Source organism: Winogradskyella luteola (assembly GCF_019203985.1).
GTDB classification, from domain to species: Bacteria; Bacteroidota; Bacteroidia; order Flavobacteriales; family Flavobacteriaceae; genus Winogradskyella; species Winogradskyella luteola.
Genome location: NZ_JAGSPD010000001.1, coordinates 376,956 through 390,821 on the forward strand (window position 1 = coordinate 376,956; position 13,866 = coordinate 390,821).

Genomic DNA, 13,866 nt, shown 5'->3' on the forward strand with positions numbered 1-13,866 from the left:
CTGCAAAGTGGCAAAAAAAGATCAAACATATAAATCTGCTTTGCATGAAAAAGATGGTATTGAGCCTCCAGAAACATTAAATAAAAATTCTGCAAAATCCATAAAATTCAAACGAAAACGACAACCTTCTGTTGATGATTTGGTTACCGGTATTACCTCAGGAAACATTACGGATTTAAGTAGAGCAATTACTTTAGTAGAAAGTACAAACCAAACACATACAGACAAAGCTCAAAAGATTATTACCAGCTGCTTACCTTATGCCAATGATTCTGTAAGAATAGGCATTACTGGTGTTCCTGGTGTTGGTAAAAGCACATTTATTGAAGCTTTTGGCAGTTACCTTACCAATATCGGAAAAAAGGTTGCTGTCTTAGCGGTTGACCCCAGCAGTACATTAAGCAAAGGCAGTATTCTTGGTGACAAAACCCGAATGGAAGACTTGGTAAAAGATAAAAATGCTTTTATAAGACCATCCCCGTCTGGAAATTCTTTAGGTGGTGTCGCTAGAAAAACCAGAGAAACTATCATTCTATGTGAAGCTGCTGGTTTTGACACTATCATCATCGAAACTGTAGGAGTGGGACAAAGTGAAACTGCCGTACATAGTATGGTAGATTTCTTTTTATTATTGAAGCTTGCTGGTGCTGGCGATGAGCTTCAAGGCATCAAACGCGGTATTATAGAAATGGCAGATGCCATAGTTATTAATAAAGCTGACGGAGATAATCTAAAAGCTGCCAAGTCTGCTAAAATTGAATTCAACAGAGCCTTACACCTCTATCCCGAAAAAGCATCTGGCTGGTCACCAAAGGTATCATTGTGCAGTGCTCTAAAACAAGAAGGCATTTCTGATGTATGGGAATTGATTGAAGACTATTTAAAAACCACGACCACAAATCATTATTTTGAACAAAATCGTAATAGTCAAAATACCTTTTGGTTACTGCAAACGATTGAAGAACGATTAAAATCCAATTTCTACAATTCGGCAATGATTAAAGACGAACTACAAAAGCAAGTTGAATTGATAGAAACTGGTAAAACAACCCCTTTTGCTGCGGCTGAATATTTGCTTTCACTTTAAAAAGTAGGTTCTCTGTGACATAATGACTAACTATATGAAGTACAAGCTCACTATCATAGTTCCTGTATTTAACGAAGAAGACAACCTTAAGCGTGTTGAGACTGAACTTTCTAAGTATTTAGAAATTGCTATAGTTTCTACTTCAGTGTTATTTATAAACGACGGCTCTTCGGACAACAGTTTGGCCTTAATTAAAGCTATTTGCCAACGTAATGAGGCCTTTGCTTTTATTTCATTTAAAGAAAATAAAGGCTTAAGCACAGTCCTTAAAGCTGGTTTTGATTATGTAGATTCCGAGCTAGTAGGCTATATAGATTCCGATTTACAAACCACACCAGAGGATTTTAATCTTTTACTAGAACATACGGGTTTTTATGAGTTAGTAACCGGTGTTCGCATCAACCGTAAAGATACCTTCGTAAAAAAAATATCCTCGAAAATTGCCAATAGCATACGACGTGCTTTTACCCACGATGGTATGGACGATACGGGTTGTCCATTAAAAGTTATGAAAACCGATTATGCCAAACGCATACCCATGTTTAGAGGTTTGCATCGTTTTCTTCCTGCTATGATTATATTACAAAATGGTAAGGTAAAACAAATTCCTGTTCAGCATTTTCCAAGAGTTGCTGGTAACGCAAAATATGGACTTCGAAACAGATTAATCGGCCCTTTGATAGACTGCTTTGCTTACCTCTGGATGAAGAAAAAGTATATCAATTATGGAATTAGGAATACAAACTTACCAAATAATAAGTCTTAATATTATTTGACTTCATCAACTTCTTTAATTGTAAAACGGGATTGCAAATACTTATCGAGTTTATAAAACATAAATCCTGAAAGCCCACCAAAAATAAATCCTGAAAGTACATCTAAAGGATAATGCACACCTATATAAATACGACTATAACCCATCATAAGTGCCCAAACAATTAAAATATAAATGAGATATTTATACTTTTCCTTGAGCATTAAGCCTACCAACATGGCAACTCCCATAGAATTACTAGAATGGCCAGAGAAGTAACCATATTTCCCACCACATCTAGATTTCACCAAATCCATCACTTCCTTAACACCATCTTGATGACATGGACGTAAACGTTCAAATCCGTGCTTAAATAAATTAGTAATTTGATCTGTAAACGACACCATTAAAATAGCTATCAAAAGAGTTAGAAGTACCATTTTTGTTCCAAGGCGCTTATAAAGTAAATAAGCCAAGAAAATATAGAATGGTATCCAATAGACCTTATTGGTATAGGCCAACCAAAATCCATCCCAGGTATCTGTTCCCAGTCCGTTGAGATATATAAATAATTCTTTATCAAATTCAATTAATTGATCTAGCATGTTAAATGGTATTAATCATCATATCTGGCCACTTCCCTATCGTAAAACTCGGTGGCTTCTTTTATATAATTTTCAGTTTCGGTTTCCAATTCTTTTTGGTCATGCTGATCAAATTCTTCAAACCATTCGACCTCATCGTTCTCAAGGTTGATTATAAATCTCGGAAACTCTGTGTGTATGATGAAAATTGCATTAGGATAATCTGTGTTATCTCCTAGTATGAACTTAGGTAATTCCATGTTTTGAGTTAAGAGTTATAAGTATTTAAAGTGTAAAAATACGAATTTAGTTATAGGATTCTGAACGTCAGTTCGAATGATTTTTTTATTAAAAAATTGTATGGGGAACCTTTCTAGCTAAAATTCTTGTTCTCGATACCTGCTATAAACTTTGAGCACTCTTAGAAATTAAACGTTTCGTCAAATGATTAAACCGAATAAACAACAGAATTGCTGCAACACTCAAACCCGCTAATAAACCAAGCCAGATCCCAAGGCTTCCATAAGCCTCTTCCTTACCTAAAAAATAACTGACCGGAAAACCAACAACCCAATACGAGATAAAAGTAATCACCGTCGGAATCATAACATCCTGTAAGCCTCGCAAAGCCCCAAGTGCAATCACCTGTAAGCTATCACTAATCTGAAATACAGCTGCAGCCAATAACAAGGTTGATGCTATTTTCACCACCTCTGCTGTATCCAGTGCATTTGCAGGGTCATCTAAATCTACATATAAATCTGGTAATGCCGTATGAAAAACTACAAATAATAAAGCGAATACAGCAGCAAAAACAAAGCCTACCAAAAATATAGATTCCGCAATACGCTTTAAGGCTTTAAAATCCTTTAACCCTTTTTGATTACCCACACGTATCATAGCCGCAACACTTAATCCCATAGCTACCATAAAGGTCATGGAAGATAGGTTCAGTGCAATCTGGTTGGCCGCTTGAGCATTTTTACCCAATGTACCGCTTAACCATATGGCAGCAGTAAAGATACCAACTTCAAAAAACATTTGCATGGCACTAGGCAAACCCAAATTGGTTAACTTTCTAAGTGGTTGCTTACTGAGTTTAAAGAATTTAATATTCGTCACATAGGCTTTAGATTTTTCCTTTTTGGCCAATAACCACCATAGGAAAAACAGCATAACAAAGCGTGACACTAAGGTGCCAACAGCAGCACCAACAATGCCCATTTGAGGACACCCAAACTTACCAAAGATGAGCACATAGTTGATAGCTACATTAAGCACATTAGCCACTATCGTTGCATACATAGGATATTTAGTTAAGGACAAACCATCACTAAATTGTTTAAAGGCCTGAAAAATAATAAGTGGCACCAATGAAAACGCTACCAAATCTAAATAAGGGATCGCTAGAACAACCACTTCTTCGGGCTGATCCATAATATACATTAAGGGCTTTGCGACCAATTCTAACAGAAAAAGTACAATGCCCAATACCGTACATAAAAAAAACCCATGCTTAAAAACAGATTTACCTTTTACAAAGTTTTCTTCGGAATCTGCTTCTGCAACCAAAGGTGTAATCGCAGTAGAAAACCCAATACCGATGGACATGGCTATAAAAATAAAGCTATTACCCAAAGATACGGCTGCTAATTCTGCCGCACCCAATTGCCCTACCATCACATTATCTACAAAGCTGACAAAAGTATGCCCAAGCATTCCTAAGATCACCGGAGAGGCGAGCTTAAGATTGTATTTAAATTCTTTGGTGTAGTGACTCAAATCCATGGCGCAAAAGTAGGGCTTAGGTTTTAGGTTTGCGAATTAATTTTGGGGTGGGTTTTGATGGTTGCGCTTATCGGTTGATAAACAAAGTTCGCTTTTTAAAATTAAGAAGTCAATACGTAACCTTACGTAGTTTTAGTTTAAAGCACTATAAATATCATAGATATTAGCGACAATAATAAAGACAAATCCCAATAAGAAAACACTATTAATAATCAACCCCAAGACTTTCTTATTAGTGTTTTTTTCTTTAATTCCCTTTAAAGATGCAATAAAACCAAATAATGATATAAAACCAATTAAGATAACTATAAATCCAGCAACCAGAGAAAATATATCTAGTTCAAAGCGTATTGATACTATTGTAACAAATAAAGCGACAATAGATAAAATCAAAGATATCATCGCATATCTAAATCCCTTTTGAGAATGCATATTCTGGTTCATATTAAGTTGATGCTCTTCTTAGCTTCCTCAAACTCAGTAACCATATCCTTTACAATCTCAGCTACAGGCTTTATATTATGAATTAAACCTGCGATTTGGCCAATTTCTAATTCGCCATCGTCTAAATCACCTTCAAACATGCCACGTTTGGCTCTAGCTCTGCCCAAAAGTTGTTTTAATTCTTCTATTGTTGGACCTGTTTTATAAAGGTCTTGCACCTCATTATAGAACTTGTTTTTAATGAGTCGTACTGGTGCTAATTCTTTTAACGTCAATTGGGTATCCCCTTCTTTGGCATCCACTACCACTTGTTTAAAGGCTTGGTGCGCAGAAGATTCTTCACTGGCGACAAATCGACTACCGACTTGTACTCCATCGGCTCCAAGAACCATACATGCTAACATGGCTTTTCCTGTGGCGATGCCACCAGCTGCTATTAATGGAATTTGCAACTGTTCTTTTACCATAGGAATTAAGGTCAAAGTTGTGGTTTCGTCGCGTCCATTGTGTCCTCCTGCTTCAAAGCCTTCTGCAACAACGGCATCGACTCCAGCGGCTTGCGCCTTTAATGCAAATTTTACAGAGCTTACCACATGTACCACCGTAATCCCTTTATCCTGTAACCAATTGGTCCACGTTTTTGGGTTACCGGCTGATGTAAAGACAATTTTTACACCTTCCTCAACGATGATGTTCATAATCTCTTCTATATTGGGATACAGCATAGGCACATTGACTCCAAAGGGTTTATCAGTCGCTGCTTTGCATTTTTGGATATGCTCGCGCAATACTTCTGGATACATAGAACCTGCACCTATCAATCCTAAAATACCTGAGTTACTTGCTGCTGAAGCCAGTCGCCAGCCACTGTTCCAAATCATTCCCGCTTGGATGATGGGATGTTTTATATTGAAAAGTTTTGTGATTCTGTTTGCCATTATTGTGATAATTTCGATAAAATTCGTCAATTTGAGTGAATTTCACGAATGAAAATGAATGAAATTTTAGTGTCACTTCAAGTGGTAAATTTGAGCTTTTTGCACATAAACATCACTCGAACTGATAAGCTTCTATTCTTTTATAAATTTAAGAGTCCTTGAATGTCTTTCAGAAGATACTTTCAACAAATAAATACCTGAAGCTAATCCTGATACATTGAGACGGTTTGATTCTAAACTAATATTAGCCATATTAACTTTTTGACCCAATTGATTGTAAATAGAAATTTCTATTTGACCTATCGTTGAAGGTATACTAAGATTAATGTCACCTTTAACCGGATTGGGATAAAAACTAATGTCTTCTTTGAACGCTTCTTCTAATCCTAAAGTCCTTGCCAAAGCTAAATCTGGAATACCATAGCCCAACAAGTCATCTGGTGCAGAAAACTGAGAAGCCGATTGCCTAACTAAATCCATAATTTCAGCTGGAGATGCATCAGGGATTGCTTGCCAAAGTGATGCAATTCCACCACATAAAATGGGACCACTAAAAGAGGTACCATTGTTCTGAGTAATAGTATTATTTTGATCAATAACGTAAGCTGAACCAGCTCTAGCAACAACATCGGGTTTTTGGTAACCCACTTGTGCTGCACCACCTTGCGAACTAAAAGCAACATAGTCACCGTTTTCGTTAACTCCCCCGATGGATAATACGTCAGGTGAGTCTGCTGGCGCACCAACAGTTTGCCAAGTCGTTGCACCTGCATTGCCTGCACTTACCACGACTAAAATTCCTTTTTCGGCTGCAATGGAAGCTCCCTTAGTAATAAATGCCACTTGCCCATTCATATCGGCAGGTGTGTAATCGTAATTAGAGTTGTCAAACACACGATACCCTAAAGAGGTATTGATCATATCAACTCCCAAACTATCCGCACGCTCTGCTGCTTCTACCCAATAGCTTTCCTCGACAGGATTTTCGCTACCAACATCTTCAGTTAAAAACAAATAATAAGAAGCATCTGGTGCAGTACCAACAAATTCATCTTGAACAAAAGCCGCCATTGTACTCAACACTCTCGTTCCATGTGAACTAGCTGTATTGGCATATACATCTGCGTTACGATTTACAAAATCATAACCATCTAACAAATCACCATTATCCCGTAAGCGTTGAAATGCCCCCATAGTATTCACATTTGGGAATCCCGAATCCATCACTGCGATTGTAATGCCTTCACCTGTAAAATCATCAAGGTGTAATTCATCTGCATTAATCATTTCAACCTGGTTCTGGGTATTTCCGTAGGTGAAAACAATACTTTCATCTTCGACTTCATTTTTATTTTCAATTGCTGATGAACGTGAAAGTGCGTCCAAGCTATTATTTGCAAAATCTATGCTATTTACATAAGGCAAACTATTTAAAGCTAAAATATCTGTTTCCGTTCCCCTAACATGTACCGCATTAAACCATTTGGACTTTGCTAAAACTGTGATTCCTGTTTGTAATTTTAAATCAGAAATATATGGCTCATGGACCGGAACATCCCTAGCATCAATGGCGATACCATGGTTCTGTTTTCTATCTATAGCTTTTTGGGTAAGCATAGAAATAGGATTACTTAATGCTGCAGATTCGTCTGGTTTATTGGTAAAATAAACCCAAGCATCTTCTTGAGCATGACTATTTATTGTAAAAAGGAGCAACAAAAGCACGGTTAATTTTCTAATCATGGCTTTTCTTTTATTGCAATTTACGGAATTCGTATTAAATTGTTCTCGGTACAAATTTCTTGATTTATCAATCAAGAATTTCACTCGGGCTGACATTTAGGATATTACTCCCGAACCTAATAATTCATTATTAACGTACCAGGCTACAAACTGACCTTCGGTAATAGCAGATTGTTTGTTTTCAAATTCTACATACAGCCCAGAATCTACCTTATAAAGCATTGCATTTTCTAAAGGTTGACGATATCTAATTCTCGCCACCACATTCATAGTTTCTCCTTCCTGTAAAGCTAAATCTTCTCTTATCCAATGTAATTCCTCATTGGAAACGAAAAGTACATTTCTAAGTAAGCCTGGGTGATTTTTACCCTGACCAGTATAAATCACATTGTCTTCTACATCGGTTTCAATAACAAACAATGGTTCTTTAGTACCGCCAACGGCTAAACCCTTGCGTTGCCCTTTGGTAAAATAATGTGCACCTTGATGTTGACCAACAATTTTTCCATCTGAAATTGAGTATTCTGGTTTCTTGGCCATGAATGCCAATTCATGCTCTTTAGAATTGAATTCTGGAATTGCTTCACCATACGTTTTAAAAGAATCTGGTACTTCAACAATAACACCTTCTTTTGGCTTCAATTGTTGCTGTAAAAAATCTGGCAACCTTACTTTACCAATAAAGCATAAGCCTTGTGAATCTTTCTTTTCTGCAGTAATTAAATCTTGTGCTTTTGCTATTTCCCTAACTTCGGGTTTGGTTAATTCCCCAATTGGAAATAAGGCTTTTGCCAACTGTATTTGTGACAACTGGCATAAAAAATAGGATTGATCTTTATTGGCATCAACACCTGCTAAAAGTTTATGAATTTCTTTACCATCCTTAGTGATTGTGTCCTTTCTGCAATAATGACCAGTTGCTACATAATCTGCTCCCAGTTCCATGGCTATGTCCATAAAGACATCGAACTTTATTTCGCGATTACATAATACATCTGGATTTGGTGTACGTCCCTTTTCATATTCGTTGAACATATAATCTACAATACGCTCTTTGTACTGTGCGCTTAAATCTACCGTTTGAAAAGGTATACCTAATTTATCAGCTACCAACATGGCATCGTTACTGTCTTCTAACCAAGGGCATTCATCGGAAATGGTCACAGAATCATCGTGCCAGTTTTTCATAAACAAGCCAATGACCTCGTAGCCTTGTTCTTTTAAAAGATAAGCCGCAACGCTAGAATCTACTCCACCAGAAAGTCCAACTATGACTCGTTTCATATGCATTGTATTATTTAAACATCCATTTCTCGATACAAATTTCACGTATTATAATCGTGAGATTTACTCGAAATGACGAATGTATCAAAAGTATTTGTCTGAAAAACTTCGGCAAAATTACAAAATAAAAAAGGCAATCTAAATAAGACTGCCATCCATAAAAACTATAGGTTGTATAGTTTATAGCTATTCATATTTTTTGATGACTTTTTGATTGGTGTGGTCAATTTCTTTGGTGATTTTTCCATCCTTATAATATTTCCATATCCCAGCCTTTTTATCTTTTTCGTAATTGCCTTCTGAGGTCACATTACCTTTACTATCATAATTAATAGTTTTACCGTCTAAAAGATCATTCTTATAATAGGACTGCCTGAGTGGTTTATTACTTTTAAAGAACCACTTAGATGCTCCATGTAGTTTTCCTTGTTTATAGTTAGCAATTTCTGCAACTATACCGGTTTCATAAAATACTTTGCGCTCTCCATGAAGTTCACCATTATCATTGTAATTTTCTATAATCATTTCTTTAGACGTATTCTTATGGTAATATATCCATTGGCCTATGTATTGCTTGCCATCCATTTTACCTTTACTAATGATGGCTTTCTTAGAGGTGTAGAAAGTCACTTCGGCTATACTATTTTTAGTATTAAAAACTTTTGTTGCACTCAAAACACTTTTTCCATTAGATAAAGTATAGTATTTAAATGTGTCTATTTCCTTTCCATGCTCAAAAACTCCTTTGTAACGTTTTTGATCGGTCTTGTGATAATTTTTCGTCCACAATCCATGCCGATTACCGTCTTTATCAAACCGATTAACCGATTTTTGAGCATAACCAAACGTTAAAATTAATGTTAAAATGAAAGTTAAAAATAATTTTTGTTTAATCATTTCTTATTTTTGATGAACAAACTCAAAGTTTGTGCAATGTTGAACAATTTAAAAACTCAAAAAAATGAAAATTATTTCAAAAACTTTCAAATTACTCACAGTATTTCTATTGGTTTTAGGTGTTACTGGATGTAGTGATGACGATGACAACAATGGAGGCGGTACACAATCAACCACCGTTGATGAAATCATTGATGACAACCCAAATTTATCAATACTAGAGGAAGCTCTAGAATTAACCGATTTGGACGATGTATTAGAACAAACTGGACCTTACACGGTTTTTGCACCCACTAACGCAGCCTTTGTTGCTTTGTTAGGTAGTAACCCAGCTTGGAACACTCTTAGTGATATACCAACAGCTACATTAAACAGTGTGTTGTTAAATCATGTCATTGTTGGTAATAATATACCTGCCCAAGCATTAATTGATGCAGGTTCTGGCTATGAAACTACGGCTTCACCGGGCCCGGCAGCAAATACCAATTTAAGTTTATATTACAATGTAGTTGCTGGAACAGTTGAAATCAACGGTGGTTCTGATGTTACTGGTGGTGCAGATGTTACTACGGCAGATTTAACAGCAACCAATGGAACTGTACACATAGTGGATGCTGTTATAGCATTACCAACAATTGCAACTTTTGCAACAACAAACGATGCTTTAAGTAGTTTAGTTGCAGCATTGCAATTAGCAGATTCTGGTACACCAACGGTAAACTGGATCAATACAGTTTCTGGTACCGAGAATGAGAATTTAGCTCCTTTTACTGTATTTGCGCCAACAAATGATGCCTTTGCAAGTCTTTTGTTAGAGCTTGATGATACCGGTAACACAGAACTTGCTGATTTAGATCCAGATTTAGTGAATAGTGTGCTTACTTACCATGTTGTAACCTCAGCAAATGTACAATCTAGTGGATTGGGTGCTCTAAACGGTGTTATACCTACTCTAGGTGGAAATCTAGATTTAGATGGTACTACCATAACCGATGCTAATGGTAGAGAAAGTGAAATATTAGCACCTAGCTTGGTAGATATACAAGCCACCAATGGTGTTGTACATGCCATTGATGTTGTAATCTTACCACCGCAATAATTGAGAGAAAGAAAGATCGAGGCTGATTACCTCATTTTTATATTGATTGATTTAGTTAGTAGAAAAACCCAGACAGTTGTCTGGGTTTTTTAGTAGTTCTATAATACAGAATCGCTCTCAGTAAACTTTAGGTTATTATAGGGCTGGGTTTTTTGTCTAAAAAGACTTTGAACTTTTCGGTTTAAAAATTAGGACAGTACATACATATAGCCAAAAGAGCATCTCATAAAGTCTCCTGTTGTAAATATAATTCTATCAAAAGTTCTCCCTTTAGCCCATAAATAAGGTAGTACAGAACCTCAAGGCTAATCTTTTAAAAGCTCTATGGGCACAGTATTGTGACTTTTGTAAGAAAACGGTGTCATATAAATAGCCAATCACCAAATCTAAACTCAAGAGCCCAGAAATTAACCTACAACATGGCAGACAGACACCTTAAATCGTATCTCAAACTTAATATTCTACTCTTCGGAATCACCTTTATCCTCACCACCTGTGAGAAAGACAACTTCCACGAGGAAGAAACTCTAGAAGCCACAGATGGCCAACGTCCCATATCCATAAAGACCATAGACATCACAGAAGCTGGTGAGACCTTTGACCACCTAAAGGATAAATTGCAACTCAAAAATCATCTGGGCATACAGCACCTTGGCAATACCCAACAGAAGAACGGAACTGGCACAGGTCATGTGCACAATATCATCATCTACACCGATGAGGTGAGGGAGATTACCCAGGGTGACTACACGTCCTACACCATGAAGATCGCCTCATTGGACGACGACCCCAACACGTTCTACAACATCACCATTGAGGACAAGAACGGTACCGAAGGCATGTTTGTCACCCAGTACAAAAAAGAAAGCTCAAGAGGCAGTGCCAACGGTAAAAGATACAGCAGCATCAGTACGCAGCGCGTCGACGACATCACTGAGCCGTTGGACAAGGAAGTGTTTGGCAGCGGCGATCCAGATGGCTTTGTCGGCGGGAGCGGTGGCGGTGGTGGAGACAGCACAGAATATCCTTACGATTGTGAGGGCATTGTTATACCCACCACCGTTGTGGTGCCCTATGACTGTACTTGTGAAGGGCATATGCCCTGGCAGGTCTGCGATTGTGCCAGCCAGCCCGGATGGAACAACATCACCACCTACGAATGTTGGGAAACGGGTATAGAAGAAATAGACGATCCCATAATTGGAGGACCCTATACGGTTGAGCCAGGTGGTGGCAACAACGGTAATATTATTGGAGGTTCAGGTGACGCGCAGAACCCATCGCTAACATCTCCTTTAGACCAAGAAGTGGGTACCGATAGTGATCCTTGCGCAAGGGCAAAAGCATTGGAAGAAGATACTTTTTTAGCAGATTTTTACACTGCGGCAGAACAATTTGCCAATAATGACAATGTAGATTATGAAGTTGGGTTTACGATGAAAAAACAAGACGATGGGAGTTACAGTTTTATTTCGTTATCTGGCACTTCCGAAAATCCTTATATTGCAATGCAGCTAGAAGCTGGCTACAAAATGGATATTTTTATACACACCCATTATAAGGGGTTGTTGTCCATTTTCTCGGTGCCAGACTTACAGATGTACCATACCATACTTAATGGCTATACTGCAAATGGCACGGATCTTGTTTTTATCCTAATTACAAATGCTGGTACGCGCTATGCCATTACAGTAAACAATGCCGCCAAGTTTAATGCCGTGGCCAACCTTAACTTTTTGGACGATGGAATGTTCAAGGAATTTATAGAAGACTATTTTGAAAATGTTAAAAAGGAATATGACAACGATATTAATGAACTCAACTTTTTAAGAGGTATAAAAAAAGCTGATATGGGCTTAAGCTTATTTGAAGCCAATGCCGATTATACCGAATGGAAAGAACTGACCTTAGACCCCAACAACGAAACCAATATTATAAAAACAGACTGTAATTAAAATATAAAAACAATGAAACAGCTTATATTAATACTAAGTATAATAACGACATTATCTTGTAAAGCGCAAAGTCCAATAGTACCTATTGAAGAAAAATCGAATAATCCTTATTCAGAAAATATATATTATAAAGACGTTAATGGTATTTATGATCCTTATATAGGGACTTGGGTATGGCAAGATGGGAACAGTTCTATTACTATAGAAATTGTAAAGTTAGAACAAGTTTATTATGAGGTTCATACTCGAAAGCTTTATAAGGATAGGTTAATTGGTAGAATAAAGTATATAGAAAATGGGGTTGAAATTTTTAATACATTAAGTAATAGCGACGATGATTTTACACTAATTAATAAAAACTATACGCCCAAAGATGATAAGTTTAATTTTAGATTCGAGGATCCTCTTTTGCCTAGTAAGACAGGCCATGTGGATTTTGATCTTATCAATGACGGAGCCCAAGCCACCTTTAGGCTCAGAAATACTGAAGGTGTTCGTTTTTACCAGCCCGGAGAGACCCCAGAGGACCCGGATTTTTCAATGCCAAGACGGGTGGAGTTTACTTTGACAAAACAATGAAACAGCTTATATTAATACTAAGTATAATAACGACATTATCCTGTAAAGTGCAAAGCCCAATAGTGCCGATAGATAGCGATGAATATTCAGAAAACATTTATTATAGGGACATCGATGGAGTCTTCGACCCTTTTATTGGGACCTGGGTATGGCAAGATGGGAACAATTCTATAACTATAGAAATTGTAAAGTTAGAACAAGTTTATTATGAAGGTCATAACTACAAGGAATATAGAGATAGGCTCATAGGTAAAATAAAGTATATAGAAAATGGTGTAGAAATTTTTAATACGCTAAGTTATAGTAATGATAATCATACTATAATTAATAAAAATAAGTCACCAATAAATGGAGGTTTTAGTTTTAGGTTTGAAGACCCATTATTATCAAATAAGACAGGCCATGTAGATTTTGACCTTATCAATGACGGAACCCAAGCTACATTTAGATTAAGAAATAGAGAAGGTGTAAGGTTTTACCAGCCCGGAGAGACCCCAGAGGATCCAGATTTTTCAATGCCAAGACGGGTGGAGTTTACTTTAACAAAACAATGAAACATATAGTATTAACAGTAGCACTTTTAATGAGTTTTCTATCTTGTAAAGCGCAAAGCCCAATAGTGCCGATAGATAGTTATGAGTATTCAGAAAATATTTACTATAAAGACATCGATTGTAAGCTTATCCAAAAGCCAAACCGTTTAAAATAACAAAG

At 36.9% G+C, this 13,866-nt stretch carries 15 protein-coding genes; 7 read left to right on the plus strand and 8 right to left on the minus strand.

Features of this window, described 5'->3' with window-relative positions; all coding sequences use genetic code 11:
- Window positions 1-7: 7 nt before the first annotated feature.
- The gene (gene meaB / locus KCG49_RS01850; RefSeq protein ID WP_218544466.1) at window positions 8-1,087 is read left to right on the plus strand and encodes a methylmalonyl Co-A mutase-associated GTPase MeaB; all 1,080 of its coding nucleotides are present in this window, start codon (window positions 8-10) and stop codon (window positions 1,085-1,087) included.
- 34 nt (window positions 1,088-1,121) lie between these two features.
- Entirely contained in the window at window positions 1,122-1,853 is a 732-nt protein-coding gene (locus KCG49_RS01855; RefSeq protein WP_218544467.1) for a glycosyltransferase, read from the plus strand.
- A gap of 2 nt (window positions 1,854-1,855) precedes the next feature.
- On the opposite strand, the gene KCG49_RS01860 is transcribed toward KCG49_RS01855, so the two are convergent.
- The 8 genes from KCG49_RS01860 to KCG49_RS01895 all read right to left on the minus strand — a co-directional run bounded on the left by KCG49_RS01860 (window position 1,856) and on the right by KCG49_RS01895 (window position 9,519).
- Window positions 1,856-2,446, minus strand: coding sequence for a phosphatase PAP2 family protein (locus KCG49_RS01860; RefSeq protein WP_218544468.1), 591 nt, complete (start codon window positions 2,444-2,446; stop codon window positions 1,856-1,858).
- 11 nt (window positions 2,447-2,457) lie between these two features.
- On the minus strand, window positions 2,458-2,685 hold the full coding sequence (locus tag KCG49_RS01865; RefSeq protein WP_218544469.1) for a DUF8828 family protein: 228 nt from the start codon (window positions 2,683-2,685) through the stop codon (window positions 2,458-2,460).
- A gap of 142 nt (window positions 2,686-2,827) precedes the next feature.
- Window positions 2,828-4,213: an MATE family efflux transporter gene (locus tag KCG49_RS01870; RefSeq protein ID WP_218544470.1), complete on the minus strand. Its 1,386-nt coding sequence runs from the start codon at window positions 4,211-4,213 to the stop codon at window positions 2,828-2,830.
- A gap of 132 nt (window positions 4,214-4,345) precedes the next feature.
- On the minus strand, window positions 4,346-4,645 hold the full coding sequence (locus KCG49_RS01875) for a hypothetical protein (protein WP_218544471.1): 300 nt from the start codon (window positions 4,643-4,645) through the stop codon (window positions 4,346-4,348).
- 8 nt (window positions 4,646-4,653) lie between these two features.
- The gene (locus KCG49_RS01880; RefSeq protein WP_218544472.1) at window positions 4,654-5,595 is read right to left on the minus strand and encodes an NAD(P)H-dependent flavin oxidoreductase; all 942 of its coding nucleotides are present in this window, start codon (window positions 5,593-5,595) and stop codon (window positions 4,654-4,656) included.
- 132 nt (window positions 5,596-5,727) lie between these two features.
- Window positions 5,728-7,338 (minus strand): S8 family serine peptidase, encoded by a 1,611-nt coding sequence (locus KCG49_RS01885; RefSeq protein ID WP_218544473.1) that lies wholly within the window; start codon window positions 7,336-7,338, stop codon window positions 5,728-5,730.
- 96 nt (window positions 7,339-7,434) lie between these two features.
- Window positions 7,435-8,622, minus strand: a complete 1,188-nt coding sequence (mnmA, locus tag KCG49_RS01890; RefSeq protein ID WP_218544474.1) for a tRNA 2-thiouridine(34) synthase MnmA — start codon at window positions 8,620-8,622, stop codon at window positions 7,435-7,437.
- A gap of 186 nt (window positions 8,623-8,808) precedes the next feature.
- Complete coding sequence (locus tag KCG49_RS01895) at window positions 8,809-9,519, minus strand: toxin-antitoxin system YwqK family antitoxin (protein ID WP_218544475.1); 711 nt, start codon at window positions 9,517-9,519, stop codon at window positions 8,809-8,811.
- 64 nt (window positions 9,520-9,583) lie between these two features.
- Between KCG49_RS01895 and KCG49_RS01900 the strand changes: the two genes are divergently transcribed.
- The 5 genes from KCG49_RS01900 (at window position 9,584) to KCG49_RS01920 (ending at window position 13,861) form a co-directional block, all read left to right on the plus strand.
- Window positions 9,584-10,618, plus strand: coding sequence for a fasciclin domain-containing protein (locus KCG49_RS01900; protein WP_218544476.1), 1,035 nt, complete (start codon window positions 9,584-9,586; stop codon window positions 10,616-10,618).
- 419 nt (window positions 10,619-11,037) lie between these two features.
- A complete protein-coding gene (locus KCG49_RS01905; protein WP_218544477.1) occupies window positions 11,038-12,573 on the plus strand; it encodes a hypothetical protein in 1,536 nt (511 codons plus the stop codon).
- A 12-nt stretch (window positions 12,574-12,585) separates the two neighbouring features.
- Complete coding sequence (locus KCG49_RS01910) at window positions 12,586-13,152, plus strand: DUF6705 family protein (protein WP_218544478.1); 567 nt, start codon at window positions 12,586-12,588, stop codon at window positions 13,150-13,152.
- Window positions 13,149-13,706: a DUF6705 family protein gene (locus tag KCG49_RS01915; RefSeq protein WP_218544479.1), complete on the plus strand. Its 558-nt coding sequence runs from the start codon at window positions 13,149-13,151 to the stop codon at window positions 13,704-13,706. Before KCG49_RS01910 ends, KCG49_RS01915 begins: the two co-directional genes overlap by 4 nt.
- On the plus strand, window positions 13,703-13,861 hold the full coding sequence (locus KCG49_RS01920; RefSeq protein ID WP_218544480.1) for a hypothetical protein: 159 nt from the start codon (window positions 13,703-13,705) through the stop codon (window positions 13,859-13,861). The genes KCG49_RS01915 and KCG49_RS01920 overlap by 4 nt, the downstream gene beginning before the upstream one ends.
- Window positions 13,862-13,866 lie beyond the last annotated feature (5 nt).